22 protein-coding genes and 1 pseudogene are annotated in these 23,560 nt (G+C 68.8%); 14 read left to right on the top strand and 9 right to left on the bottom strand.

The genetic code is table 11. The features are described 5' to 3' along the window. The 4 genes and pseudogenes from ABZU75_RS01130 to ABZU75_RS01115 form a co-directional block, all read right to left on the bottom strand. A pseudogene (locus tag ABZU75_RS01130) lies at positions 1–390 on the bottom strand (serine/threonine protein kinase); the annotation flags it as partial. Between the two features lie 195 nt (positions 391–585). After that, positions 586–2,190, bottom strand: a complete 1,605-nt coding sequence (murJ, locus tag ABZU75_RS01125; RefSeq protein WP_355547760.1) for a murein biosynthesis integral membrane protein MurJ — start codon at positions 2,188–2,190, stop codon at positions 586–588. A gap of 21 nt (positions 2,191–2,211) precedes the next feature. Further along, positions 2,212–4,335 (bottom strand): DUF6049 family protein, encoded by a 2,124-nt coding sequence (locus tag ABZU75_RS01120; protein WP_355547757.1) that lies wholly within the window; start codon positions 4,333–4,335, stop codon positions 2,212–2,214. A 46-nt stretch (positions 4,336–4,381) separates the two neighbouring features. After that, the gene (locus ABZU75_RS01115) at positions 4,382–4,903 is read right to left on the bottom strand and encodes a YbaK/EbsC family protein (RefSeq protein WP_355547754.1); all 522 of its coding nucleotides are present in this window, start codon (positions 4,901–4,903) and stop codon (positions 4,382–4,384) included. A gap of 160 nt (positions 4,904–5,063) precedes the next feature. On the opposite strand from ABZU75_RS01115, the gene ABZU75_RS01110 reads away from it, so the two are divergent. Together ABZU75_RS01110 and ABZU75_RS01105 are read left to right on the top strand one after the other, a co-directional pair. Beyond that, positions 5,064–6,473: a CCA tRNA nucleotidyltransferase gene (locus tag ABZU75_RS01110; protein ID WP_355547773.1), complete on the top strand. Its 1,410-nt coding sequence runs from the start codon at positions 5,064–5,066 to the stop codon at positions 6,471–6,473. A gap of 55 nt (positions 6,474–6,528) precedes the next feature. Next, positions 6,529–7,728 (top strand): adenosylmethionine--8-amino-7-oxononanoate transaminase, encoded by a 1,200-nt coding sequence (locus tag ABZU75_RS01105; protein WP_355547751.1) that lies wholly within the window; start codon positions 6,529–6,531, stop codon positions 7,726–7,728. On the opposite strand, the gene ABZU75_RS01100 is transcribed toward ABZU75_RS01105, so the two are convergent. Beyond that, entirely contained in the window at positions 7,682–8,980 is a 1,299-nt protein-coding gene (locus ABZU75_RS01100; RefSeq protein ID WP_355547748.1) for an MFS transporter, read from the bottom strand. The two genes, ABZU75_RS01105 and ABZU75_RS01100, sit on opposite strands and share 47 nt — an antisense overlap. A gap of 136 nt (positions 8,981–9,116) precedes the next feature. Here ABZU75_RS01100 and idi point away from each other — a divergent pair, with 136 nt between their 5' ends. Further along, a complete protein-coding gene (idi, locus tag ABZU75_RS01095; protein ID WP_355547745.1) occupies positions 9,117–9,698 on the top strand; it encodes an isopentenyl-diphosphate Delta-isomerase in 582 nt (193 codons plus the stop codon). A 91-nt stretch (positions 9,699–9,789) separates the two neighbouring features. On the opposite strand, the gene ABZU75_RS01090 is transcribed toward idi, so the two are convergent. Further along, positions 9,790–10,869, bottom strand: coding sequence for an inositol-3-phosphate synthase (locus ABZU75_RS01090; protein WP_355547742.1), 1,080 nt, complete (start codon positions 10,867–10,869; stop codon positions 9,790–9,792). A 30-nt stretch (positions 10,870–10,899) separates the two neighbouring features. Next, the gene (locus ABZU75_RS01085) at positions 10,900–11,568 is read right to left on the bottom strand and encodes a PadR family transcriptional regulator (protein ID WP_355547739.1); all 669 of its coding nucleotides are present in this window, start codon (positions 11,566–11,568) and stop codon (positions 10,900–10,902) included. Positions 11,569–12,172: 604 nt separating this feature from the next. Between ABZU75_RS01085 and ABZU75_RS01080 the strand changes: the two genes are divergently transcribed. From ABZU75_RS01080 to ABZU75_RS01070, 3 genes are read left to right on the top strand one after another with little or no spacing between them, the layout of a single operon-like run. Beyond that, positions 12,173–14,842, top strand: coding sequence for a transglycosylase domain-containing protein (locus tag ABZU75_RS01080; protein WP_355547735.1), 2,670 nt, complete (start codon positions 12,173–12,175; stop codon positions 14,840–14,842). Continuing rightward, the gene (locus tag ABZU75_RS01075) at positions 14,842–16,149 is read left to right on the top strand and encodes a glycosyltransferase 87 family protein (RefSeq protein ID WP_355547732.1); all 1,308 of its coding nucleotides are present in this window, start codon (positions 14,842–14,844) and stop codon (positions 16,147–16,149) included. Before ABZU75_RS01080 ends, ABZU75_RS01075 begins: the two co-directional genes overlap by 1 nt. A 59-nt stretch (positions 16,150–16,208) precedes the next feature. Further along, positions 16,209–17,339 carry a hypothetical protein gene (locus tag ABZU75_RS01070; protein WP_355547729.1) on the top strand — a complete coding sequence of 377 codons (1,131 nt, stop codon included), beginning with the start codon at positions 16,209–16,211 and terminating at the stop codon, positions 17,337–17,339. Between the two features lie 95 nt (positions 17,340–17,434). On the opposite strand, the gene ABZU75_RS01065 is transcribed toward ABZU75_RS01070, so the two are convergent. After that, entirely contained in the window at positions 17,435–18,193 is a 759-nt protein-coding gene (locus ABZU75_RS01065) for a deoxyribonuclease IV (RefSeq protein WP_355547726.1), read from the bottom strand. A 94-nt stretch (positions 18,194–18,287) separates the two neighbouring features. Between ABZU75_RS01065 and ABZU75_RS01060 the strand changes: the two genes are divergently transcribed. Next, positions 18,288–18,470 carry a hypothetical protein gene (locus ABZU75_RS01060; protein WP_030919717.1) on the top strand — a complete coding sequence of 61 codons (183 nt, stop codon included), beginning with the start codon at positions 18,288–18,290 and terminating at the stop codon, positions 18,468–18,470. A gap of 40 nt (positions 18,471–18,510) precedes the next feature. On the opposite strand, the gene ABZU75_RS01055 is transcribed toward ABZU75_RS01060, so the two are convergent. Next, positions 18,511–18,786 (bottom strand): hypothetical protein, encoded by a 276-nt coding sequence (locus ABZU75_RS01055; RefSeq protein ID WP_350913674.1) that lies wholly within the window; start codon positions 18,784–18,786, stop codon positions 18,511–18,513. 257 nt (positions 18,787–19,043) lie between these two features. Here ABZU75_RS01055 and rpsF point away from each other — a divergent pair, with 257 nt between their 5' ends. The 7 genes from rpsF (at position 19,044) to ABZU75_RS01020 (ending at position 23,557) form a co-directional block, all read left to right on the top strand. Beyond that, positions 19,044–19,334 (top strand): 30S ribosomal protein S6, encoded by a 291-nt coding sequence (rpsF, locus tag ABZU75_RS01050; RefSeq protein ID WP_030919721.1) that lies wholly within the window; start codon positions 19,044–19,046, stop codon positions 19,332–19,334. Positions 19,335–19,411: 77 nt separating this feature from the next. Beyond that, a complete protein-coding gene (locus tag ABZU75_RS01045) occupies positions 19,412–19,960 on the top strand; it encodes a single-stranded DNA-binding protein (protein ID WP_355547721.1) in 549 nt (182 codons plus the stop codon). Positions 19,961–20,043: 83 nt separating this feature from the next. After that, complete coding sequence (gene rpsR / locus ABZU75_RS01040) at positions 20,044–20,280, top strand: 30S ribosomal protein S18 (protein ID WP_012895699.1); 237 nt, start codon at positions 20,044–20,046, stop codon at positions 20,278–20,280. Positions 20,281–20,294: 14 nt separating this feature from the next. After that, positions 20,295–20,741, top strand: a complete 447-nt coding sequence (gene rplI / locus ABZU75_RS01035) for a 50S ribosomal protein L9 (RefSeq protein WP_350913669.1) — start codon at positions 20,295–20,297, stop codon at positions 20,739–20,741. Between the two features lie 228 nt (positions 20,742–20,969). Further along, positions 20,970–21,851 carry an ABC transporter substrate-binding protein gene (locus ABZU75_RS01030; RefSeq protein WP_355547717.1) on the top strand — a complete coding sequence of 294 codons (882 nt, stop codon included), beginning with the start codon at positions 20,970–20,972 and terminating at the stop codon, positions 21,849–21,851. Between the two features lie 61 nt (positions 21,852–21,912). Next, positions 21,913–22,779 carry an amino acid ABC transporter permease gene (locus tag ABZU75_RS01025; protein ID WP_355547714.1) on the top strand — a complete coding sequence of 289 codons (867 nt, stop codon included), beginning with the start codon at positions 21,913–21,915 and terminating at the stop codon, positions 22,777–22,779. A gap of 34 nt (positions 22,780–22,813) precedes the next feature. After that, complete coding sequence (locus tag ABZU75_RS01020; RefSeq protein WP_355547711.1) at positions 22,814–23,557, top strand: amino acid ABC transporter ATP-binding protein; 744 nt, start codon at positions 22,814–22,816, stop codon at positions 23,555–23,557. Positions 23,558–23,560: the final 3 nt, after the last annotated feature.

Genomic DNA, 23,560 nt, shown 5'->3' with positions numbered 1-23,560 from the left:
GTGGTGCGCCGGGGGCGGGTGCGCCCGCGCCGGGGCGCCCGGGGCCACCCGGGCGGGGGCCCGCTGGGGGTCGAGCGGGCCGCCCGCGATCATGTCGCCGAAGGTCTCACCGCTCACCCACTCGCTGACCACGTAGGAGTGGCCGTCGTCCTCGGTCGCGTCGAAGACCTGGGTGAGACGGGGGTCGGTCAGCCGGCTGGCCACCCGGGCCGCCGTGACGACCTCGTTCAGGCGCGGGAAGTCGGGGTCGAAGGTGTGGACGGCGACGGGTCGGGCGAGCACCTCGTCGATGGCCTTCCACAGCGTGGCGCCACCGGACTCGTGGACGCGGTCTTCGAGCCGGAAGCGCTCGGCCAGCTTGGTGCCGGGCTCGACGGTGGGAGAACTCATGAGGACTCCGAAACTGAGAACACGACAGCACCACGCCAGGTCGGCACATCAAGACACATCACATGATGCCGGGTGGATCCGCCCACGCCCTCCTGCTTCCATTAGCCGCATGTCACCACACGTGTCGCACCATGGTAGTCCCGCGCCGGTTCCGCCCGTGTTCGCCTTGTCAGACGTTTGAGACAAGTCTTTGGGTTACCGGCCTACCCGTCCTGCCACCATTCCAACGATCGAGCTCACTTCGGGGATGCGCATCCGGTGGGCGATCGCCAAGTAAAGAACCATACCGAGTCCGCCGCCCGCCGCCAGCATGATGGCGGCGCTCAGCGCGTCCAGCCCGGTGAGTTCCTGCGTGATCCAGAGCACGCCGAGCGCGAGCGCCGCCGCCGGCAGCGAGGCCAGGTACATCCGGGACAGCCCGGCGGCCACCTTGCGCCCTCCCAGGCCCGCCACCCGGCGCGAGGCCAGCACCCAGGCGACCGCGCTGCCCACCACGTAGGCGATGGTGAACGCGAGGGCCAGGCCCATCACGATGTACTTCGCCGGCAGGGCGAAGTAGGCCACCAGGCTGAGCGTGGCGTTGACCGTCACGTTGCCGACGGCCAGGAAGACCGGGGTGCGGGTGTCGCCGAAGGAGTAGAAGACGCGCAGCAGGAGCTGGAAGATCGAGAAGGGCACCAGTGCCAGACCGAAGACCTGCAGCACGTTGCCGATGTAGACCGCCGAGTCGACGGTCATGTTGCCCCATGAGAAGATCAGTACGGTCACCGCGGGGCCGAGCACCATCAGCAGCAGCCCGGCGGGCACGAGGAGCACCGAGATCAGCCGCACCCCCGAGGAGAACTCCTCCCGGACCGCCTCCAGGTTTCCCCCGGCCACGCCCCTGCTCATCCGGGGCAGCATCGCGGTGATCACCGAGACCGCGATGATCCCGTACGGGAGCTGGAAGAGCTGGTAGGCATAGGCGTAGGCGGCGTTTCCCGCACCGGGCGCCCGCTGGCCCGCACCGGTCGCCAGCTTGGTGGTGACCAGGAAGCCCAGCTGGCTGATCCCCACGTACGCGAAGGTCCAGGCCGCGGTCCTGCCCATCTCACCGAGCCCGGCGTTGCGCAGGTCGAACCTGGGCCGGAAGCGGAAGCCGACCCGGTGCAGCGCGACGACCAGCACCGCGCACTGCGCCACGATGCCGGCGGTGGTGCCGAGCCCGAGCAGCGCCAGGTCGGCGTCACTGATCGTGTTGACGTCGGTGCCCGCACCGCCCAGTTTCACGTAGTAGACGACCGCGATGCCGATCATCACGATGTTGTTCAGCACCGGCGCCCACATCGGCGCGGCGAACCTGTCCCGGGTGTTGAGAATCGCGCCGGCGATCGCGCCGACCCCGAAGAAGGCGATCTGCGGGAGGATGAACTGCGCCAGCCGCACCGCCACCTCGGTCTGCCGAGGACTCCAGTCGGTGCTGTAGAGGCCGATCAGCGGCCTGGCCAGCAGCACCGCGACCACCGCCAGCAGCGTCAGCGTGACGAACCCGATCGTCATCAGTCGCTGCTCGTAGGCCCGGCCGCCGTCGGGGTCGGCCTGCTGCCGCCGGATGATCATCGGGACCACGACGCTGCTCAGAATCCCGCCGATGAGCAGGTCGAACAGGGTGAACGGGATCGTGTAGGCCACGTTGTAGGCGTCGCCCAGAGCGAAGGTCCCGATGGCCGCGGCGAGCACCGCCGTCCGGACGAAGCCGGTGACGCGGGAGACCATCGTCCCCGCCGCCATGATCGCGCTCGCGCGCAGGACCCTGCTCATGCGCCATTCCTCCGCTGGGTGTCAGGACTCGGTGCCGGCCGGCTCGCGATCGCGCTTCGGCGGGGGAGCGGCCGCGGGGCGGCGGCCTCCCCGCCGGCGCAGCACGCGCATGACGACGGCGGCCAGCATCACCACGAGGGCCGCCCCCACGATCACCAGAGCGACCCCGGTGTATCCGGTGGTCCGCACGGTCAGCTCGACCGGCTTGCCGTACTTGCGGCCGTCGTCGGTGGTGAGCTGTACCGTCACCGTGGTCTGGCCGCTGGCGGTCGAGGTCATCGGGATCCGGATGGTCTGGCTCTGGCCGCCGAGGATCATCAACTGGTCCACGTACGGCTCGATCTTCAGTAGCCTGGGCTGGTCGGAGGTGACCTTGAGGCGGACCGCGACCCGGCTGGCCTCACCGCTCAGCTCGTTGCGCACGCTGATCGGCACATCGCCGTTGCTGCCGGCCAGAGTGCGCAGGCGCGACTGCTCGCTGCCGGTGATGGAGACCATGGCGATCCGGCCGTCGATCGCCTCCGCGACCTGCTGGACGTACGGCGCCGCGGCGGCGGTCCTGCCGCGCCAGGCCGAAGAGGTCAGGCGGAGCAGCGCCAGGTCGAAGACGTCGAGATCCTGGGCGGTGGTGATCGCGGCGGTCAGGTCGGCGCGGGCGCCGACCTTCTTGACGCCCGTCAGGTACTGCTTGGGGAGCTCCGCCCGCCGGTTCTGGTCGGTGTAGGTCAGGTCGGCCCGCGGTGTCGGGGCACCCTTGCCGCGCTTGACCGCGTCGAGCCCGACGGGCAGCAGCCAGGGCAGGCCGGCGGCGGTCTCGATCAGGTTGGTCACGTACCTGGGGTCGGGGTCCCAGCGGCGGTGCGGAACGGCGATCACGGTCCTGGCCGTGCTGACGGGCTCCGCGCTGATCATCGCCGTCTCCGCGATGAACCGCTGGCGGTTCATCAGCGCCGAGCCGGGGGCGGAGGTGTCCGCGCCGACGGTCTCGCTCAGCTTCGCGTCGGCGACCAGGGCGGTGACCGGGCCGTTCACGCTCTCCAGGGTCGCCGAGGCGTCGGGGGTGGTGACCGGGGGCGTCACCGGCGGCAGGTTGAGCACGTTCAGCAGCACGGTGTCGACGCCGCCGGTGGCCAGCAGGTCCAGCCCGTCGTAGTCGATCAGACCACCCAACGGCCAGTTCACGTTGGTGATCACATCGCGGCCGAGGGTCTCCTTGCCGATGATCCTGGCCGCGTTGATACCGGTCGCGGTGGCGTTGTCGACGCCGTTGTGGGCGAGGGCCGCCACGTCGGGGTCGCCGTAGGGGGTGGCCATCACCGGGTGGTCCGCGACGGCCTCGCGGAAGTCGCTCAGCCACTGGGCGGCCGCGGGTGTCGCGGGACGCTGCTGGGTGCGGTTCTTGGACCTGACCGCGTGCGGCCTGCCCATGGCCCGCGCGTCGTCGAGCAGGGCGGGGTCGACCACCCAGGTGAGGCCCTTGGCCGAGGAGGTGTCCTGGGCGATCTTGAGCAGGTCGCCGAGGCGCTTGCCGGGGGCCATGGCCGCGGGCAGTCCCTCGTCTGCGAAGACGCCGTCACCGCTCCGGCGCGGCTGGTCGACGATGGGCAGCACCATGGCGAGCCGGGTGCGGGCCACCCTGGTCTCCCTGGGCATGTAGGTCACCAGGGTCCGCAGGGTGGCGACCTGCTGGTTGAAGGTGTCGAGCACCTCGATCATGATCGGATAGACGCCGAAGCGGGAGATGCCCAGCAGTTGCGGGGTGAAGATGAACTCCCACGGTGTCTTCCCCGAGGGCGCGATCGAGGTCTGGACGTAGCGCTGGTCGCGCCAGGCGCTCGGCTGGAGGCTCTGCCCCGACTGGTACGCCTCGATGTCGCCGCGCTGGGCGAACGGCTGGGGCGAGTAGCGCATCTGGATGCGCAGCCCGTTCATGGTCTCGGTGCCCGAGTTGACCAGTGATCCGGAGACCTTGATCTCGGTGGTCGGTTCCCGGGGGACGTCGGGGCCGATGGCCTCCATCACGATCTGGAGACTCAGCCGGCTCGCCGCGGTCGTCTGCGCGTTCGCCGTACCGGAAACGACCACGGCCGCGGGCAGGAGCAGCGTGGTGGCGAGCAGGGCGAGCAGCATGACCTTGCGGATCACGTGCCGGCCAGGGGTCGAGTACGGCGCACGCCCGTAATGGTATGGCCTAACCGGCGAGGGGAAAGGTCGCCGCCTCCCTCCGGGAATCCTGGCGAGTCAGATCGACGACCCTGCCGGAAACCAGGGTGAGCAGGTGGTCCGCACGGATCAGGAGTGCCGTGTGACGCTCCCCGGTGGGCGCGTAGACGGACGTGGCGATGTCGGTGAGTCGCTCGTCCACCAGCACGGTCAGCGTGGCGGGCAGCAGCAGCGGGCAGACCAGGCCCGAGGCGTAGTCGGTGGCGGAGTTGACGGTGAAGGCCGAGGCCGGCCGGACCCGCCGCGCACCCAGGATGCCGCCGATCAGGCCGGGGCGCGGAGGGGAGCCGACGGAGGTGACGATCGCCACGGGCTCGCGGGCGATTCGCGTCGTGACCTCGTAGACCGTGACCGCCAGGCAGATGGCGGGGCTCGCGGAAAGCACCTCGGGCAGTTCGTCCGAGCATGTCATCGCGCGCGGAAGGCGTACGATCTCATGATGGACCTGGTGTGCGAGGAGCCAGCGGTGGATCGCGAGCGCATCCTTCATGTGTGTGCTCCTTGCCTCGACGCACGGCCCCCGAGGTTCTCCTGACTGACCGTAACCTGGTGATCGCTTCAGGTGTATCCCCGCAGGGGAACATGTTCCGTAACCGAAGGACCTACCCGGCTTGTCCCTTTCAAATCTGACCCAGAGCCAGCGCCACGACATGAGCGAGCTGTTCCGGAAGATCGCTCCTGTGGCGGACGAGCTTGGCGAGCTGTTCGCCGCCAAGGGTTACCAGATAGCCCTTGTCGGCGGCTCCGTACGCGATGTCTTCCTGGGCAGGATCGGCAACGATCTCGACCTGACCACGGACGCGAGGCCCGAGACGGTCCTGGAGCTCGTCCGCGACTGGGCCGACTCCGTCTGGACGATCGGCATCGACTTCGGCACCGTCGGCGTCCGCAAGGACGGGTGGCTGCTGGAGATCACCACCTACCGCAGCGAGTCGTACGATCCCAAGTCGCGCAAGCCCGAGATCGCCTACGGCGAGACGCTGGAGGGCGACCTGGCCCGGCGTGACTTCGCGATCAACGCGATGGCGCTGCGCCTGCCGTCCCGCGAGTTCGTCGACCCGTACGGCGGCCTCGACGACCTGCACGCCAGGCTGCTGCGCACCCCCGGCCCCCCCGAGCGCTCCTTCGGCGACGACCCGCTGCGGATGCTGCGCGCGGCCAGGTTCGCCAGCCAGCTCGGTTTCGCCGTCGATGAGGCGGCGCTCGCCGCGATGGACGCGATGGCCGACCGGATCGACATCGTCTCCGCCGAGCGCATCCGCGACGAGCTGGACAAGCTCATCGGCGGCGATCACCCCCGCGAGGGGCTGAAGATCCTCGTCGAGTCGGGGCTCGCCGGCCACGTGCTGCCCGAGGTGCCCAGGCTCCGCCTGGAGATCGACGAGCACCACCGGCACAAGGACGTCTACGAGCACTCGCTGATCGTGCTCGAACAGGCGATCGACCTGGAGGAGAACGGTCCCGACCGGATCCTGCGCTGGGCCGCGATCCTGCACGACGTGGGCAAGCCGAAGACCCGCCGCCACGAGCCCGGCGGCCGGGTCTCCTTCCACCACCACGAGGTGGTCGGCGCACAGCTCGCCAGGAAGCGGATGACGGAGCTGAAGTTCCCCAAGGACGTGGTGGCCGACGTCTCCCGCCTGGTGGAGCTGCATCTGCGCTTTCACGGGTACGGCACGGGCGAGTGGACCGACTCGGCGGTGCGCCGTTACGTCCGTGACGCCGGGCACCTGCTTGAGCGCCTGCACAAGCTGACCCGCGCCGACTGCACCACCCGCAACCGGCGCAAGGCCCAGGTCCTGTCGCAGACCTACGACCAGCTGGAGGAGCGGATCACCAGGCTGGCCGAGGAGGAGGAACTCGGCAAGATCCGCCCCGAGCTCGACGGCAACGAGATCCAGGAGATCCTCGGTGTCCCGCCGGGCCCGGTCGTGGGCCGCGCCTACAAATTCCTCCTGGACATGCGCCTGGACGAGGGGGTTCTCGGCAAGGATGCTGCCGCGGACGCCCTCCGCGAGTGGGCGCGGGCGAACGAGGTGACCCCTGAGCGGCACTCCTGACCGGACCGCGGGCCCCGAGGTCTCCGGCCATGTCGCCGCACTCGACCGGGAGCACGTGTGGCACCCCTACGCGGCCGTGCCCCAGCCGGTGGCGCCGCACGTGGTCTCCCGCGCGGAGGGGGTGCGGCTGACGCTCGCCGACGGGCGCGAGCTCGTCGACGGCATGTCGTCGTGGTGGGCGGCCATCCACGGTTACAACCACCCCGAGCTCAACCGGGCGCTGCGGGACCAGCTGGAGGACATGGCGCACGTCATGTTCGGCGGGCTCACCCACGAGCCCGCCGTGCGGCTGGCCCGCAGGCTCGCCGCCATGACCGGTCTGCCGAAGGTGTTCCTCGCAGACTCGGGGTCGGTCGCCGTCGAGGTGGCGATCAAAATGGCGTTCCAGCTCACCGGCAGGAGCAGGCTGCTCACGGTCAGGGGCGGCTACCACGGCGACACCTTCGGGGCGATGTCGGTCTGCGACCCGGTCAACGGCATGCACCACCTGTTCTCCGGTGTGCTGACCGAACACGTGTTCGCCGACCGGCCGCCGCGCGAGTACGACGAGGCCTACGCGGCCCGGCTGGCGGACCTTCTCGCCAGGCACGCCCATGAACTGGCCGCGATCATCGTGGAGCCGGTGGTCCAGGGGGCGGGCGGCATGCACTTCTACCACCCGGCCTACCTGCGCCTGCTCCGCGAGCTGGCCGACGAGCACGGCGTCCTGCTGATCGCCGACGAGATCGCCACCGGATTCGGCAGGACCGGAGAGCTGTTCGGCTGCGACCACGCCGGGATCAGGCCCGACATCATGTGCCTGGGCAAGGCGTTGACCGGCGGTTACCTGTCGCTGGCCGCGACGCTGTGCACCGAGCGGGTGGCCCGGGGTGTCGGGGTGCTGATGCACGGGCCGACCTTCATGGGCAACCCGCTGGCCACGGCGGTCGCGAACGCCTCGCTGGATCTCCTGGAGGAACGCCCGTGGCGCGAGGAGGTCCGCCGGATCGAGGCCGGTCTCCGCGCGGGCCTGGCGGGGGCCGCGGAGGCGCCGGGCGTGCGTCAGGTGCGGGTCCTCGGCGCGATCGGGGTGATCGAGACCCGCGAGCCCGTCGACGTCCCCGCCGTCCAGGACGTCGTCATGCGGCACGGCGTCTGGCTCCGCCCGTTCGGCCGCCTGCTCTATGCGATGCCGCCCTACTCGATCGGCGACGACGACCTGGAGACGGTCACGACGGCGATGACGGCAGCGGCTCGATCACTCGGGCAGGCGTGACGGCCCGGTATGCCACCGCGCCCGCGAGGTATCCGGCGGCGATGACCACCAGCACGAGCGTCGATCTGCCGTCCGCCGGGAGCAGCGCCGCGGCCAGGGCGGCGGCCAGCACATAGCTGCCGTTGAAGAGCATGTCGTAGATGGAGAAGGCCCGGCCCAGATAGGCGTCCTCGACGTCCCGCTGGACCGCGGTGTCCGCGCAGATCTTGATGCTCTGTCCGGCGATGCCGAGCACGAGGCCCGCGGCTGCGAACCCCCACTGCTGGAACGGCACGCAGAGTGCGAACGTCAGCACCCCGGCGGTGACCAGCATGGCCGGAACCCACCGCTCGATGCCGAAGCGCTCGGTGGCCCAGGGGGTGATCAGGATGGCCAGGAAGTAGCCGAGCCCGGAGGTGGCGACCACGACGGAGACCGCGTTCAGCGCGTCCTCGGCGTTCTCGGCGAAGTAGTAGCGCGACAGCATCACGAGCATCGCCGTGCACATGCCGTAGACGAACCGGTGGGTGGTCATCGCGCCCATCGCCGCGGCGGCGGCCCGGTGGCGTACCAGGTGCCGTGCGCCGTCGATCAGGCCGCTCAGCACGTGGCGCACCGCCTCGCGGGCCTGCGGGCGGTTGGGATCGTAGGCGGGGCCGAGCAGCCGCCGGTCCATGGTCCTGGCGATGAGCGCACTGAGCCCGAAGATGAGGCCGGAGACGACCAGCAGTACCGCCGTCCCCCGGTGGTCGGAGCCGAAGATCGCTCGGAGCAGGTAGCCGGCGCCCACGCCCACGAAGGTGAGCACGGTTCCCGAGGTCGGGGTGACCGCGTTGGCGACCATCAGCCGGTCGGCCGGCACGACGTGCGGGAGCGAGGCTCCCAGCGCGGCCAGGAAGAACCGGTTCACCCCGAGCACGCCGAGCGCGGCGGCGTAGAAGATCGCGTCAGGGGCGTCCGCGGCGACCAGCGCCGCGGCCGCGAGCAGCAGTGTCCCGCGGACCAGCGGCGCGATGACCAGGATCTGCCGTCGTGACCAGCGGTCGATGAACACCCCGGCGAAGGGGCCCAGGATCGAGTACGGCAGTAGCAGCACGGCCAGGCCGGCGGCGATCTCCACCGCGCTCGTGCTCTTCTCCGGGCTGAAGAACGCGAATCCGGCCACGGCGAACTGGAAGATCCCGTCGGAGAACTGCGAGACGAGGCGGGTCCCGTACAGCCTCCGGAAGTCCCGACCTTCCAGGACCACACGTAGGTCGGATATGAAAGACACCCGCTCAGCCTATGGGGGACCGACCCCGATGGGCATCGGGAACATCCCTGAATGTGCGGGTGAGCATTACCGACCTTTACCTACGTATCGTCAAGTGGGGCGCGGTAAACCAACATGATCACGTACCCTCGGTCGAGTGACACCTGATGAACACGTTGTGCTCGTCGACAGTGCGGGGAACGCGATCGGCACGGCGGCCAAGGCCACGGTGCACGGTCCCGACACTCCTCTCCACCTGGCCTTCTCCAGTTACGTGTTCGACGAGCAGGGGCAGGTTCTGCTGTCCCGACGCGCACTGCACAAGATCACTTGGCCGGGGGTGTGGACCAACAGCTGTTGCGGTCACCCCCTGCCGGGCGAGCCGCTCGCCGCGGCGGTGACCCGCAGGCTCTCCCATGAGCTGGGCCTCGCGGCCGGCCAGGTCGACCTGCTTCTGCCGCGCTTCTCCTATCGCGCGGTCATGGACAGCGGCATCGTGGAGCGGGAGTTGTGCCCGGTCTACCGGGTGATCGCCGCCTCCGAGGCCGTGCCCAACCCCGACGAGGTCGAGGACGTGCGCTGGATGCCGTGGAAGGAGTTCACCGACGGGGTGCTCGGCGACCGCCTGGCGATCTCCCCGTGGTGCCGCGAGCAGGTCCCCCAGCTGATCGAGCTTGGCGCGGACCCGCTCGCCTGGCGGGCCGCCGACCCCGCCGACCTCCCACCCGCCGCCCGCTGACGCGGGAGCCCGCCGGCGATCCTCATATGGCGAGAGCCCCCGACCCGTTCACCCGGGTCGGGGGCTCTCGCCGTGAGCGGGCGCCGATCGGTCAGCGCTCGACCTCGCCGCGGATGAACTTCTCCACGTACTCGCGCGCCTCATCGTCGGAGTACTGCTCCGGCGGGGACTTCATGAAGTACGAGGAGGCCGACAGGATCGGCCCCGAGACGCCCCGGTCAAGGGCGATCTTGGCGGCGCGGACCGCGTCGATGATGATGCCGGCGGAGTTGGGGGAGTCCCAGACCTCCAGCTTGTACTCCAGGTTGAGGGGTGTGTCGCCGAAGGACCTGCCCTCCAGGCGCACGTACGCCCACTTGCGGTCGTCGAGCCACGGCACGTGGTCGGAAGGACCGATGTGCACGTCGGCCTTCCGCATCTCGTGCGGGATCTGCGAGGTGACCGACTGGGTCTTGGAGATCTTCTTGGACTGCAGGCGCTTGCGCTCCAGCATGTTCATGAAGTCCATGTTGCCGCCGAAGTTCAGCTGGTACGTGCGGAGCAGCTCGACGCCGCGGTCCTCGAACAGCTTGGCCATCACGCGGTGCGTGATCGTCGCCCCGACCTGTGACTTGATGTCGTCACCGACGATCGGGACGCCGGCGTCGACGAACTTCTGGGCCCAGGTGGGGTCGGAGGCGATGAACACCGGCAGCGCGTTGACGAACGCGACCTTCGCGTCGAGGGCGCACTGGGCGTAGAAGCGGTCGGCATCCTCCGAGCCCACCGGCAGGTAGGAGACGAGCACGTCGACCTTGCTGTCCTTGAGGACCTGAACGACGTCGACCGGAGTCTCGTCCGACTCCTCGACCATCTCCCGGTAGTACTCGCCCAGACCGTCGAAGGTGTGGCCGCGCTGCACCGTGACGCCCAGCGGCGGTACGTCGCAGATCTTGATCGTGTTGTTCTCCGAGGCCACGATCGCCTCGGACAGGTCGCGGCCGACCTTCTTGGCATCGACGTCGAACGCCGCGACGAACTCGACGTCGCCGACGTGGTAGTCGCCGAACTTGACGTGCATCAGGCCCGGCACCCGGGCACCGGGGTCGGCGTCCCGGTAGTAGTGCACGCCCTGTACGAGCGACGTGGCGCAGTTGCCTACACCGACAATGGCTACGCGCACCGAACCCATGGCACTCGCTCCCCTTTTGTTCTTTGGTGGTCAGTTGTCTTCCGGGGTGGCAGGCCGCCCCGTCGTGCCCGCTCCGGGCTCGGGCGCCCGGGACGTTTCCTCCCGCGCGGATCGCTGCTCCTCGTCCGGCGGCGACGCTCGCCGTTCGGTGGCGATCAGCTCATTCAACCAGCGCACTTCGCGTTCGACCGACTCCAGACCGTGACGCTGGAGCTCAAGGGTGTAGCTGTCCAGCCGCTCACGGGTGCGGGCCAGTGCCGTGCGCACGCCGTCCAGGCGTTCCTCGAGCCGGCTGCGCCGGCCTTCGAGGATGCGCAGGCGCACCTCCGCCTCGGTGTGTCTGAAGAAGGCGAAGTGCACGCCGAAGCTCTCGTCCTCCCAGGCCGAAGGGCCGGCCTGGGTGAGCAGCTCGTGCAGGCGCTCTTTGCCCTCCGCGGTCAGCCGGTAGACGATCTTCGAACGGCGGCCGGGGAGCGCGATGGGGCTGTCGGCGTTGGCCGCGGCGGCATCGCCGTCTTCGATGATCAGTCCGTCGGTGAGCAACTGGCGGAGGCACGGATAGAGCGAGCCGTAGGAGAAGGCCCGGAACATGCCGAGCAGAGCGTTGAGCCGTTTGCGCAGCTCGTAGCCGTGGAGCGGGGTCTCGTGCAACGACCCGAGCACGGCCAGCTCCAGCACCCCGCCACGTCCGCCGGCCACCGGAAACCACCACCTCTCGCGTCGATGTATCGAGCCGATACATCCGCAGGATACGTCCATTCAACATAACCCTGCAATCAGCGACTTTCCCAAGAGGTTGGGAGCAAACAACAAAAAGCCGTAGTCTGGCGCCTATGTGGTCACAACAGGCGGCAATGGGGCACGGCCCCCGCGCGGCGTGGACCGCTTTCCAATACGGGGAATCCCGCGTCAACGTGGGAGAGGTCTGCCAAGGTTGTTGTCGAAACCAGCTGACGATCTCGTTCGTCCTCGGGAACGGAGATCCACCCGAATGGGCCGGCTACCAGTGAGCCAAGGCGGCGAGATCTCCGGTGATCAGGAGGTAGTCTCGCCCGCCAGCACGCCGTCGTAGACCCCGATGACCGAACGAGGACGCGTGAGTTACAGCCACAGCAATGACCCGGAGCCGAACGGGCGCCAGGAGGGCGCCGACGGGTCGGCTCGTCAGGGGCGGCGCCGTCGCTCAGGCCCAGGAGCCGCTCCCCGTGCAGTTCCCCCTTCACAAAACTCTCAAACCGGCGGCGCGAGCTGGGAACAGCAGCAAGGTCGGCCGCCACAGGGCGCGGGGGCCGACAACCGGACCATGATGATGCCCCAGCCCGGCGGGATGCCCTACGCCGGCGGCGCGCCCCAGCACCCGGGTGCCCAGCCCCGGCGGGACGCGGGCGCTCCGGGCGGGATGCCCCCGCGCGAGCCCGAGCAGCGGGGCGGTGAGTTCCGTCGCCGTGACACCGACCCGACAGGCCGCCGGGCCGAGGCCGCGTTCGAGGACACCCAGGCGATGCTCGCCGCCCAGGCGGGAGCCGGTTCGAGGTCCGGTGAGGGTGGCACGCGCAGACGCCGCGCCGGGCGTGGCGCGGGCGGTCCCGGAGGCCAGGGGGGTCCAGAGGGTCCGGGCGGCCCGGGGGGCCCGGGGGGCCCCGGGGGGTACGGTCCCGGCGACGGCGAGGACGGGCCCAAGGCCAGGCGGTGGACGCGCTTCCTGCCCAACTGGAAGATCGTGATGGCCAGCTTCGTGGTCCTCAGCGCCGGTGTCTTCGGCATGATCGCGGTGGCCTACGCCAACACGCCGATCCCCGAGACCGCGCAGGACAGCGTGAACGACCAGGGCAGCGTGATCTACTACCGGGACAAGAAGACCCCGATCGCGCGCCTCGGCGTCAAGCGCACCCCGGTGAAGATCAGCCAGATTCCCAAGCACGTCCAGGACGCGGTGATCGCCCTGGAGAACAAGAGCTTCCGCACCGACAGCGGCATCGACTTCACCGGCATGGCCCGCTCGGTGTGGAGCACGGTCAGCGGAGCCCAGCTCCAGGGCGCCTCGACCATCACCCAGCAGATGGCCCGCAACTACTACGACGGCCTCAGCCAGGAGGTCTCGGTACAGCGCAAGATCAAGGAGATCTTCGTCGCCGTCAAGATCAGCAAGACGCTGGAGAAGGACGAGATCCTTGAGCGCTACCTCAACCTCATCTACTTCGGCCGCGGCGCGTACGGCATCCAGGCCGCCTCGAAGGCGTTCTTCGGCAAGAACATCGGCCAGCTGACCCCGCAGGAGGGCGCCTACCTGGCCGGCCGGATCCAGAACCCCGACGCCTTCGACATCCAGGAGAAGGCCGGCAACTACGCCGCGACCAAGGAGCGCTTCGGCGCCGCACTGAGGAACATGGCGGAGATCGACCCCGCCGCGTACGGCAAGTACGCGGGAAGCTCCTTCGATGACCTGAAGTTCGCCAAGGTCAAGGTCTCGCAGACCTTCAAGGGGATCAAGGGCTACATGCTCAACATCGTCTTCCGGGAGCTCAAGCAGCGGGGGATCTCCCAGGAGAAGCTGGAGACCGAGGGCCTCAAGGTCTACACCACCTTCGACAAGAAGATGATGGAGGAGGCGCAGAAGGCGGTGAAGGCCCGCACCGCCGGTCTGGAGTCGACCATCCACGCCAGTGTCGCCTCGGTGGATCCGAAGAACGGCCGGGTGCTCGCCTTCTACAGCGGCGACGACTTCGTCAACGACTTCAACAACCGCGCCTTCGACTCCACCAAGCAGGCGGCCTCGGCGTTCAAGCCCTACGTGCTCGCGGCCTGGCTGGAGAGCGGCAGGTCGCTCGACAGCTACGTCGACGGCATGGCCACGATCAAGATGCCGGGCACCACCCCGATCAGCAACTCGGGGAACACCGCGTACGGGGCGATCGACATGATCAAGGCCATGGCCAGCTCGGTCAACACGGTCTTCGTGCAGATGGGTGAGGTCGTCACGCTTCCCGAGGTGGCGAGGATCGCCAAGGAGGCGGGGGTCGGCGAGACCGCCAAGTACAACCCCTCCTACGGCGGCAAGAACGCGGTCGACTACGCGGTCGACGAGCAGAAGTTCCAGGTCACCATCGGCAGCGCCTCGGTCACCGCGGTCGAGCAGGCCGCCGGCTACTCGATCTTCGCCAACGAGGGCAAGCACGCCGACTGGCACACCGTCGTCAAGGTGACCAAGATCGACGGCTCCCTGGTGCTCGCGGAGCAGGCCACCGTGCGGCAGATCATCAGCCCCGAGTCCGCGGCCGACGCGACGGTCGCGCTCCAGGCCGTGGTGAAGAGCGGCACCGGCGCCACCGCGAACATCGGCTCGCGGCCGGTGGCCGGCAAGACCGGCACGAACAACGGCTACAAGGACGCCTGGTTCGTCGGTTTCACCCCGCAGGTCGTCACCGCGGTCGGTATGTCCAAGGACGTGCCCTACAACAAGGCGGGGACGCGCAAGCTCAAAGTCGACAAGTACGGCCTGCCGAACCGCAAGATCGATGATTCGAAGATCCTCTGGAAGGAGGAGTCCATGCCCTCCTTCATCGGCGGTGGTGGCACCCCGACCCAGATCTGGCACGACTACATGCAGGCCGTGACCGCCAAGGACGAGGTCCAGCAGTTCCCGCCGAGGGCCAACACCGGCTCGCAGAGCAACCTGGCCACGCCCAAGCCGACGCCCACCGCGACGCCGACCATGGACGACAATCCGTTCCCCGACAGCGGCGACGGTGGCGGCAACTGGCCCAGCGACGGCGGCGGCGGCGAGCCGGACAACCCCGACGGCCGCGAGTGCCTGCCCTGGGACGGTTCCTGCGACATCGGCAACGACGGCTCGGGCGACGGTCCGCCGAACGGCGAGATCACCGAGAACGGCGCCCCCGGCGCGGTCGGGGCTCCCGGGGCGCCCGGCGCGGCGATCATGCCGACACCCGCCGCGAGCGGACGACGCCCCTGATGAAGGATCTCCTGACGTCGCGGCGCCCGCTATCGGAGTTCGGCACCCGGGCCATCCCGTACGTGCCCCTGGCCCTGTTCGCGGGGCTGGGGGCCATCCTGGCCTGGTTCTGGAAGTGGCCGTGCCGCGTCGGCGGGGCGTGGAACGACGGGACCCTGCAGTTCACGAACTTCTGTTACACCGACATCTATCCCCTGTGGTGGAACGAGAAGCTCAACGAGGGCAAGATCCCTTATTTCGACTACCCGGTCGAGTACCCCGTCGGCATCGGCGGGATCATGGAGTTCTTCCGCCGGATCGTCGCCCCCATGACCGACCAGGGGACGGCGTTCTACGACCTCACGGTCATCCTCATGGCGATCTGCCTGGTCGTCGGCGTGTTGCTGATGGCCGCGCTGGCCGGTCCGGCCAGGCGCTGGGACGCGCTCTGGTACGCCCTGGCCCCCGGGCTGATCCTCACCGCGTACATCAACTGGGACCTGGCGGCCAACGCTCTCGCGCTGGGCGCGCTGCTGGCCTGGTCGAAGCGGAGGCAGTGGCTCGCCGGCATCCTGCTTGGCCTGGCGATCGCCACCAAGTTCTACCCGCTGATGTTCCTCGGCCCGCTGTTCCTGCTGACGCTGCGCACCGGCAGGTGGGTGCCGTTCCTCAAGACGCTCGGCGGCGTCGTGGGAGCCTGGCTGGTCGTCAATGTGCCGATCATGGTGTTCGCCTTCGACGGCTGGAAGCGGTTCTACGTCTTCAGCCAGGAGCGGGGGGCCGACTGGGGTTCGCTCTGGTACTTCTTCAACCAGAAGCAGTGGCCGATCCTCGGTGACGCCGAACTCGTCGACAAGCTGGGCATCGTCTCCCTCGCCGCGTTCTGCCTGGCGATCGCCGTGCTCACCGTGACGGCCAGGACCCGCCCGCGCCTGATGCAGCTCTGCTTCCTCACCCTGGCCGCGTTCATGCTGACCAACAAGGTGTGGTCGCCGCAGTACGTGCTCTGGCTGATCCCCTTCGCGGTGCTGGCCAGGCCGAACTGGAAGCCGATCGCGCTCTGGCAGCTCGCCGAGTGCTGGTACTTCTTCGCGATCTGGCTCTATCTGGTCGGTATCCAGCCGGGTAACGAGGCGTTGGGCATCGCCGGCGACACCTACTTCACCGCGGTGTGGGCCCGCGCGATCACCATTCTGATCATGATGGCGTTCGTGGTGAGGGACATCCTCGTCCCCGACAAGGACGTGATCCGCCAGGACGGGACCGACGACCAGGCGGGCGGTGTCTTCGACGGCGCACCCGACCGTTTCCGGCTCGCGCTCTCCTAGCACCGGGGAACGGCGTGAGTCTGGCGGCCGGTCGGGATGATCCGCGACAATCCCAGTTTGTGAATCCTGTCGAGCCCCCGCGGGATACCGCGCAGGAAGGGCTGCTGCTCTGGCTGGCCTCCAGGCTGGGAATCGTCGCCCTGGTCGTCGTCGGCACCCAGGCGATGATGGAGGGGGACGCGGTCCCGCCGCCGTTCCTGGAGCGCTGGAAGCACTGGGATGCCAGCCTCCTGGCCACCATCGCCGAGCACGGTTACGGTGGCGCCCCCGGCAGCGAGCCTGACAAGGGGCTGCCCGCCTTCTTCCCCGGGATGCCCCTGGCGCTCCGCGCGGTGCACCTCGTGGTCGGCGACTGGACGGTCGCCGGGCTGCTGATCTCCTTCGTGGCCGGTGCCGTCGCGATGATGGCGCTCGCCAGGCTGGCCGAGTTCGAGGGGCCCCCGGGGACCGGCCGGCACGCGGTGCTGGCGCTGCTGCTCTGGCCGATGGCGGTGTTCCTGTTCGCGGGCTACAGCGAGTCGCTCTTCCTGGCCTTCGCCGTTCCCGCCTGGCTCGCGGCGCGCAGGGGGCGCTGGCCGCTCGCCGCGGTCCTGGCGGCGGGCGCCTCCTGCGTGCGGATCACCGGCCTGTTCCTGGCCCTGGCGCTGATCGTGGAGTTCTTCGCCCGGCGGCGGCCCGTACGGCAGCTCGTACGGCAGGCCGGCTGGCTGGTGCTCCCGTTCGTGCCGCTGGTGCTCTACTCCGCCTACCAGCACTCCCGCACCGGCGACTGGCTGGCCTGGAAGAGTGCCCAGGAGGCCGGCTGGGGTCGGCACATGGTGTGGCCCTGGGAGTCGCTGATCACGACCTGGAACTCGGCCATGGGCGAGGGCCGGTTCGCCTGGGCGTTCCGGCTTGAGATCGTGGGGGCGATCGTCGGGGTCGTGCTCGTACTGGTCCTGCTCTACCTGCGGAGGTGGAGCGAGTTCGTCTACGTGGGACTTCAGGTGGGCGCCCTGCTCTGCTCCGCCTACTACCTGTCGGTTCCGCGCTCGGCGCTGCTGTGGTGGCCGCTCTTCATCCTGATCGCGAAGGCGAGCGGCGGGCAGGCACCGTGGCGGCGGTGGATCATCGTCGTCTACGCCCTGGTGGTGGGCCCGCTGATGGCGCTCAACGCGCTGATCTTCGCCGACGGTGCCTGGGTGGGCTGAGCGCCGGGAGCAGCCCCTTACCCGTTTCCGGGGAAAAGTAATCCCACCAAGTTATCCACAGGCTGTGGACGGACTCTCCCGTCCGAGGTCTCGCGCTAGAGCTTCGATCTGAGGAAGGCGATGTCGGCGGCCTGGCCGTCGAAGGGCGTCTCCACCACGATCGGCGCGTTCGCGCTCCGGCACACGCTCAGGATGAGCTCGGGGTCGATCTGACCCGCTCCGAGGCTCGCGTGCCGGTCGGCGCCGGAGTCGAAGGCGTCGCGAGAGTCGTTGCAGTGGATCAGGTCGATCCTGCCGGTGATCGCCATGACCCGCTCGACCACGTCCGCCAGGTCCTCGCCGGCCGCGTGGGCGTGGCAGGTGTCGAGACAGAAGCCCACGTCGAAGCCGTCGAGCGCGTCCCAGAGCCGGGCGATGCGCTCAAGCTTGCGCGCCATCGCGTTGCCGCCGCCCGCGGTGTTCTCGATGAGCACGGGGATCCGGTGCTCCTCCAGGCGCTCGAACACCTTGCGCCAGTTGTCGAAGCCCTTCTGCGGGTCGTCCCCGGCCCCCACGTGCCCGCCGTGGACGATCAGCCCCCTGGCGCCGAGCTCGGCCGCCGCGGCGAGATGCGAGCCGAGCAGCTTGCGGCTGGGGATGCGGACCCGGTTGTTGGCGGTCGCCACATTGATCACATAGGGGGCGTGGACGTAGACCTCCACGTCCGAGTCCTTGATCTCCCGGGTCTTCTCGCCGATGACCGGGCCCTTCCAGCCCTGCGGGTCACCGAGGAAGAACTGCACGACCTCGGCGCCGCGCGCCCTGGCGTGCGCCAGCGGGTCGTCCTGGTCGACATGAGCTCCGATAAGCGGCATGTGTCCGAGCCTAGCTGTTTCAACGGCGAGGCCCTGGGCAGTCGCAGGGCGCGCCCTACCACTCACCCCCACGGGCCGAACACAAGGAGTCCACGTGGCCTACTATCGCAGAGGGATCAGTCTCATCGGCCTCATCTACATCCTGGTCGGCCTCTACGTCGCCTGGGTGTACGACTACATCACTCCCGCGCTCCTGAAGGACGTCGCCGAGGCTCTGCTGGCGGTCTTCCTGTGGTTCCTCGTCCTGCTCGGCGTGGACCTGCGCCTGAATGGTTAGCCGCCCCCGCGCCGGTGTGGCCTTCGTCTGATTCGGGGCCTCACGGGAGGAAACCCCCGTGATAGATGCCGAAGGCCACACCGACGAACGAGGCCACGATGCCCACGATGTTCAGCGCGCGCTCCGGCGTCGTCGCGGAGACGTACTGCGAGTAGAGGCCCCCGCAGAATCCCAGCACCCCCGCCCACGAGGCGACGACATGCGCGGCGGGGATCAGTCCGGTGGCGAAGGCGAGCAGTCCGCAGCCGATCGTGACGACGCTCAGCACGTTCTCGATCCTGTGACGACGCCCGTCGGTGTTCAACGTGAACCGCAAGGGTCTCTTCCGGGCATGTCCATACGCACGAGGCATCTTCACCGCCTCCTCTTTCTCCTGCGACAGGACGTGCCCGGCGAGGCGACGGCCCAACCCTTGACGGACTGGTAGGCTGGCACGGCTACGTCGAATGGGTGTGTTATCGCCCACCCTCCACCCCGAGCGCCGAAATGGGCGCCCGAGGTGAAGCACGTCAGCGTCCTCCTGTCACGGCACGGTGTCGTGACCGCAAGAGTCCAGAGGAGGTTGAAGTCAGCATGCGCCGTTACGAAGTGATGGTCATTCTTGACCCCTCGCTCGATGAGCGTACGGTCGCCCCTTCCCTCGACCAGTTCCTCACGGTCGTCCGCAACGACGGCGGCACCGTGGAGAAGGTCGACGTGTGGGGTCGCCGCAGGCTGTCCTACGACATCGCGAAGAAGCCCGAGGGCATCTACGCCGTCATCGACCTGAGCGCCGAGCCCGCCACGGTCAAGGAGCTCGACCGGCAGATGAACCTCAACGAGGGAATTCTGCGCACCAAGGTTCTCCGCCCGGACGTGCACTAACTCCCGGCATTTTGTCGGGCGGCAGCCGTACTCTGAGCCGATAACCAGCGAAGGCCGCAGGAAGGGCAGCGCTAGCCATGGCAGCAGGCGACACCACGATCACCATCGTCGGCAACCTCGTCGACGACCCGGAGCTGCGCTTCACCCCCACGGGGCAAGCGGTGGCCCGGTTCCGCATCGCATCCACTCCGAGGTTCCTCGACAAGACGACCAACGAGTGGAAGGACGGCGAAGGCCTGTTCCTGACCTGCAACGTGTGGCGGCAGGCGGCGGAGAACGCCGCCGAGAGCCTCCAGCGCGGCATGCGGGTCATAGTTCAGGGACGGCTGCGCCAGAGGTCTTACGAGACCAAGGAAGGCGAGAAGCGCACGGTCTACGAGGTTGAGGTCGACGAGGTCGGCCCCTCCCTGAGAAACGCGACCGCCAAGGTCAACAAGACCGCCCGTCAGGGCGGTGGCGGCGGCTTCGGCGGCGGCCCGGCCAACGACCCGTGGGCCTCCGCGGCGCCCGCCGCACCGCAAGGTGGCGGCTTCGGCGGCGGCGGCAACAACTACGGGGGCGGCGGCCAGCAGCAGGGTGGCGGCGGCTTCGGCGGCGGCGACTTCAGCGACGAACCGCCTTTCTAGGGACGGCGGTCCTCCCGCAATCCCAGTCCATATCCGCAGCGACCATTCCCGCCTGACGGCGGGGCTCTGAAAGGAGCACCACGATGGCCAAGCCGGCACTGCGCAAGCCCAAGAAGAAGGTTTGCCTGTTCTGCCACGACAAGATCTCCTACGTCGACTACAAGGACACGGCGCTGCTTCGGAAGTTCATCTCCGACCGCGGCAAGATCCGTGCCCGCCGGGTGACTGGCAACTGCACCCAGCACCAGCGTGACGTGGCGACCGCTATCAAGAACGCTCGTGAGATGGCGCTCCTGCCGTACATGAGCACCGCGCGCTAAGGAGGTCCGGACAGATGAAGCTCATTCTCACCAGTGAGGTCACCGGCCTCGGCGCCCCCGGCGACATCGTCGAGGTCAAGGACGGCTACGGCCGCAACTACCTGCTTCCCCGCGGCTTCGCGATCCTCTGGACGCGCGGCGGCGAGAAGCAGATCTCCTCGATCAAGAAGGCTCGCGACGCCCGCGAGATCCGCGACCTTGGCACCGCCAAGGAGGTCGCCGGCCAGCTGCAGGCCCTGAAGGTGGTCCTGAAGACGAAGGCCGGCGAGTCCGGTCGCCTCTTCGGCTCCATCACCACGGGTGACGTCGCCGAGGCCGTCAAGGCCGCCGGTGGCCCCGTGCTCGACCGTCGTCGCATCGAGATCGCCTCCGCGATCAAGAGCCTCGGCTCCCACCGGGTCAGCGTCAAGCTGCACCCGGAGGTCTCCGCGTCCCTCGATGTCGAGGTCGTCGCGGCCTGAGAGGCCCAGTGAGACAAGGGCTCCTCCCCGTTCGCGGGGAGGAGCCCTTGTTCTTTCGCAACCGGCGGTGTCGGTTCTCCATGGCCCGGCCGCCCGCCGGGATATCAGCGGGGCGTGCGGAAGGCTCTTCGTCCGCGAGAAGAGGCTCACATGCCGAGACCGTGTTACTCCAGGTCATCGCTGATACATACAATTCGGGAATCGTTGCTTCCCCCTGGAGGTCTTGTCATGGTCCGTCCCTCGATGCTGCTCGCGCTCGGTGCCCTCGCGGCGACCGCGGTGGCCTGTGCGCCGGCCTCGGAAACGACGACCCAGACGAGCTCTGCGGCCCCGAGCGCCTCCGGAGCCGCCTCCAGCGCCTGTGCCAAGGAGAGCCTCGCGCTGAAGACCCCCGGCAAGCTCACCATCGGCACCGACAAGCCCGCCTACGAGCCGTGGTTCAACGACGACGACCCGGCCAACGGCAAGGGCTTTGAGAGCGCCGTCGCCTACGCCGTCGCGGGCCAGATGGGCTTCGCCGAAGGCGACGTCACCTGGGCCACCGTGAAGTTCGACTCCGCGTTCGCGCCGGGTGCCAAGCAGTTCGACTTCGACGTCAACCAGGTCTCGGTGACCCCCGACCGGGCCAAGGTCGTCGACTTCAGCAAGGGCTACTACACGGTCAAGCAGGCGGTGGTCGCGCTGGACGGCTCGAAGGTCGCCGCCGCCACGGACCTGGCGGCCCTGAAGGACGCCAAGATCGGCGTGCAGGTCGGCACCACCTCGCTGCAGGCGGTCAAGGACGTCATCCAGCCCTCGGCCGAGCTCAACGTCTACAACGAGCAGATCGACGCCGTCAACGCGCTGAAGAACAAGCAGGTCGACGCGGTGGTGGTGGACCTGCCCACCGCGTTCTACGTGACCGCCGCCCAGGTCGAGAACTCCAAGATCGTTGGCCAGTTCGGCACCGCCTCCGGCGTTCCCGAGGTCTTCGGCGTGGTGTTCGAGAAGGGCAGCCCGCTGGTGAGCTGCGTCAACGAGGCGATCGACAAGCTGACCGCCTCCGGCGAGCTGGCGAAGATCGAAACCGAGTGGCTCGGTTCCGCCGCGGGTGCGCCGGAGCTGAAGTGATCCCGGAGCTCATGCCACCGCCGTGGGCGCGGAGCGCGTACGGTCCGCGCCGCGGCGCTCGATGAGGAACGACGAGAGCCTGCGGCTCTCCGACGACTGGACGAAGAGCGAGCGGCAGCTTGAGCGGGAGCGGCTCCGCAGGAGATCGTCTCTCCGCTCGGGCTCCGTCGCGACGGTCTCGACGATCATCGTGATCGTCCTGCTGTTCTGGCTCTTCACCGCCTCCCCCGGCTGGCCCCGGGTGCGGGACACGTTCTTCGATCCCGAGCAGTTCGTCAAGGCGCTGCCGGACGTGCTGAGCGGGTTCCTGCTCAACATCAAGATCTTCCTGATCGCCGAGCCGCTGATCCTTCTCGTGGGCCTGCTGGTCGCGCTGGCCCGCAACCTCACGGCGCCGGTCTTCTTCCCGCTGCGCGCCCTGGCGGTGATCTACACCGACATCTTCCGCGGCGTGCCCACGATCCTCATCATCTATCTCGTCGGCTTCGGGCTGCCCGCGCTCGGCCTGCAGGGCACCCCGACGGACCTCGCGACGCTGGGCATCATCGCACTCACGCTCTCGTACGGAGCGTACGTGGCGGAGGTCTTCCGGGCGGGTATCGAGTCGGTGCATCCCAGCCAGCGGGCCGCCGCCCGGTCCCTCGGCCTGAGCCACGGCCAGACCATGCGTCACGTGGTGGTGCCGCAGGCCGTGCGCCGGGTGGTGCCGCCGCTGCTCAACGACTTCGTCTCGCTGCAGAAGGACACCGCGCTCGTCGCCACGATCGGCCCGCTGGAGGCGCTGAGGCAGGCGCAGATCCACGTGGCCGGCAACTTCAACTACACCCCCTACCTGGTGGCGGCGCTGCTGTTCATCCTGCTCACCATTCCGATGGCCCGCTTCACCGACTATCTGGCGGTCCGCTCGCAGCGGCGGCGGAGCCAGTGAGCGGGCAGCGGGAAACCGGCGGAAAGGAGGGGACATGAGCCTGCTGAGCATCGAGGGCCTGTGGAAGAACTACCGGGGCCACAGCGTGCTGCGCGGTATCGACCTGGAGGTCGACCCGCACGAGGTGGTCTGCCTGATCGGTGCCTCGGGATCGGGGAAGTCCACGCTGCTGCGCTGCGTGAACCTGCTGGAGACCGCCGACGACGGCACGATCCGCCTGGACGGCGAGGAGATCACCGACGCCCGCGCCGATCTCAACGACGTGCGCAAGCGCATGGGCATCGTGTTCCAGGCCTTCAACCTGTTCCCGCACATGACCGTGCTGGACAACATCACGCTGGCCCCGCGGAAGGCGCACGGCGTGGGCAGAAGGCAGGCCGAGCAACAGGCCCGTGACCTGCTGGACAGGTTCGGCCTGGCGGACAGGGCGGGCGCCTACCCGGATCAGCTCTCCGGCGGCCAGCAGCAGCGAGTCGCCATCATCAGGGCCCTGGCCACCCAGCCCCGCCTGATGCTGCTGGACGAGGTCACCTCGGCGCTGGACCCGGCGCTGGTCAAGGAGGTGCTCGGGATCATCCGGGAGCTCAAGGAGGGCGGCATGACCATGGTCCTGACCACGCATGAGATGGGTTTCTGCCGCGAGATCGCCGACACCGTCTGTTTCCTCGACGGTGGTGTGCTCCTGGAGCGCGGCACCCCCGAGCAGATCTTCACCGCTCCCCGCGAGGCTCGTACCAGGGAGTTCGTGCAGAGCGTGATCGACGCCCGGCGCCTTTGACGT

It is taken from the genome of Streptosporangium sp. NPDC005286 (assembly GCF_040607515.1).
Taxonomy (GTDB): domain Bacteria; phylum Actinomycetota; class Actinomycetes; order Streptosporangiales; family Streptosporangiaceae; genus Streptosporangium.
This window is presented reverse-complemented; position numbering and strand designations above follow the sequence as displayed.

Coding starts and splice junctions, on each gene's coding strand:
- ABZU75_RS01110 (WP_355547773.1), top strand. CDS start 5,064: ATGAGCGAGCTGTTCCGGAAGATCGCTCCTGTGGCGGACGAGCTTGGC.
- ABZU75_RS01020 (WP_355547711.1), top strand. CDS start 22,814: ATGAGCCTGCTGAGCATCGAGGGCCTGTGGAAGAACTACCGGGGCCAC.
- rpsF (WP_030919721.1), top strand. CDS start 19,044: ATGCGCCGTTACGAAGTGATGGTCATTCTTGACCCCTCGCTCGATGAG.
- ABZU75_RS01025 (WP_355547714.1), top strand. CDS start 21,913: ATGAGGAACGACGAGAGCCTGCGGCTCTCCGACGACTGGACGAAGAGC.
- ABZU75_RS01080 (WP_355547735.1), top strand. CDS start 12,173: ATGATGATGCCCCAGCCCGGCGGGATGCCCTACGCCGGCGGCGCGCCC.
- ABZU75_RS01115 (WP_355547754.1), bottom strand. CDS start 4,903: ATGAAGGATGCGCTCGCGATCCACCGCTGGCTCCTCGCACACCAGGTC.
- ABZU75_RS01065 (WP_355547726.1), bottom strand. CDS start 18,193: ATGCCGCTTATCGGAGCTCATGTCGACCAGGACGACCCGCTGGCGCAC.
- rplI (WP_350913669.1), top strand. CDS start 20,295: ATGAAGCTCATTCTCACCAGTGAGGTCACCGGCCTCGGCGCCCCCGGC.
- ABZU75_RS01045 (WP_355547721.1), top strand. CDS start 19,412: ATGGCAGCAGGCGACACCACGATCACCATCGTCGGCAACCTCGTCGAC.
- ABZU75_RS01090 (WP_355547742.1), bottom strand. CDS start 10,869: ATGGGTTCGGTGCGCGTAGCCATTGTCGGTGTAGGCAACTGCGCCACG.
- rpsR (WP_012895699.1), top strand. CDS start 20,044: ATGGCCAAGCCGGCACTGCGCAAGCCCAAGAAGAAGGTTTGCCTGTTC.
- ABZU75_RS01030 (WP_355547717.1), top strand. CDS start 20,970: ATGGTCCGTCCCTCGATGCTGCTCGCGCTCGGTGCCCTCGCGGCGACC.
- ABZU75_RS01075 (WP_355547732.1), top strand. CDS start 14,842: ATGAAGGATCTCCTGACGTCGCGGCGCCCGCTATCGGAGTTCGGCACC.
- murJ (WP_355547760.1), bottom strand. CDS start 2,190: ATGAGCAGGGTCCTGCGCGCGAGCGCGATCATGGCGGCGGGGACGATG.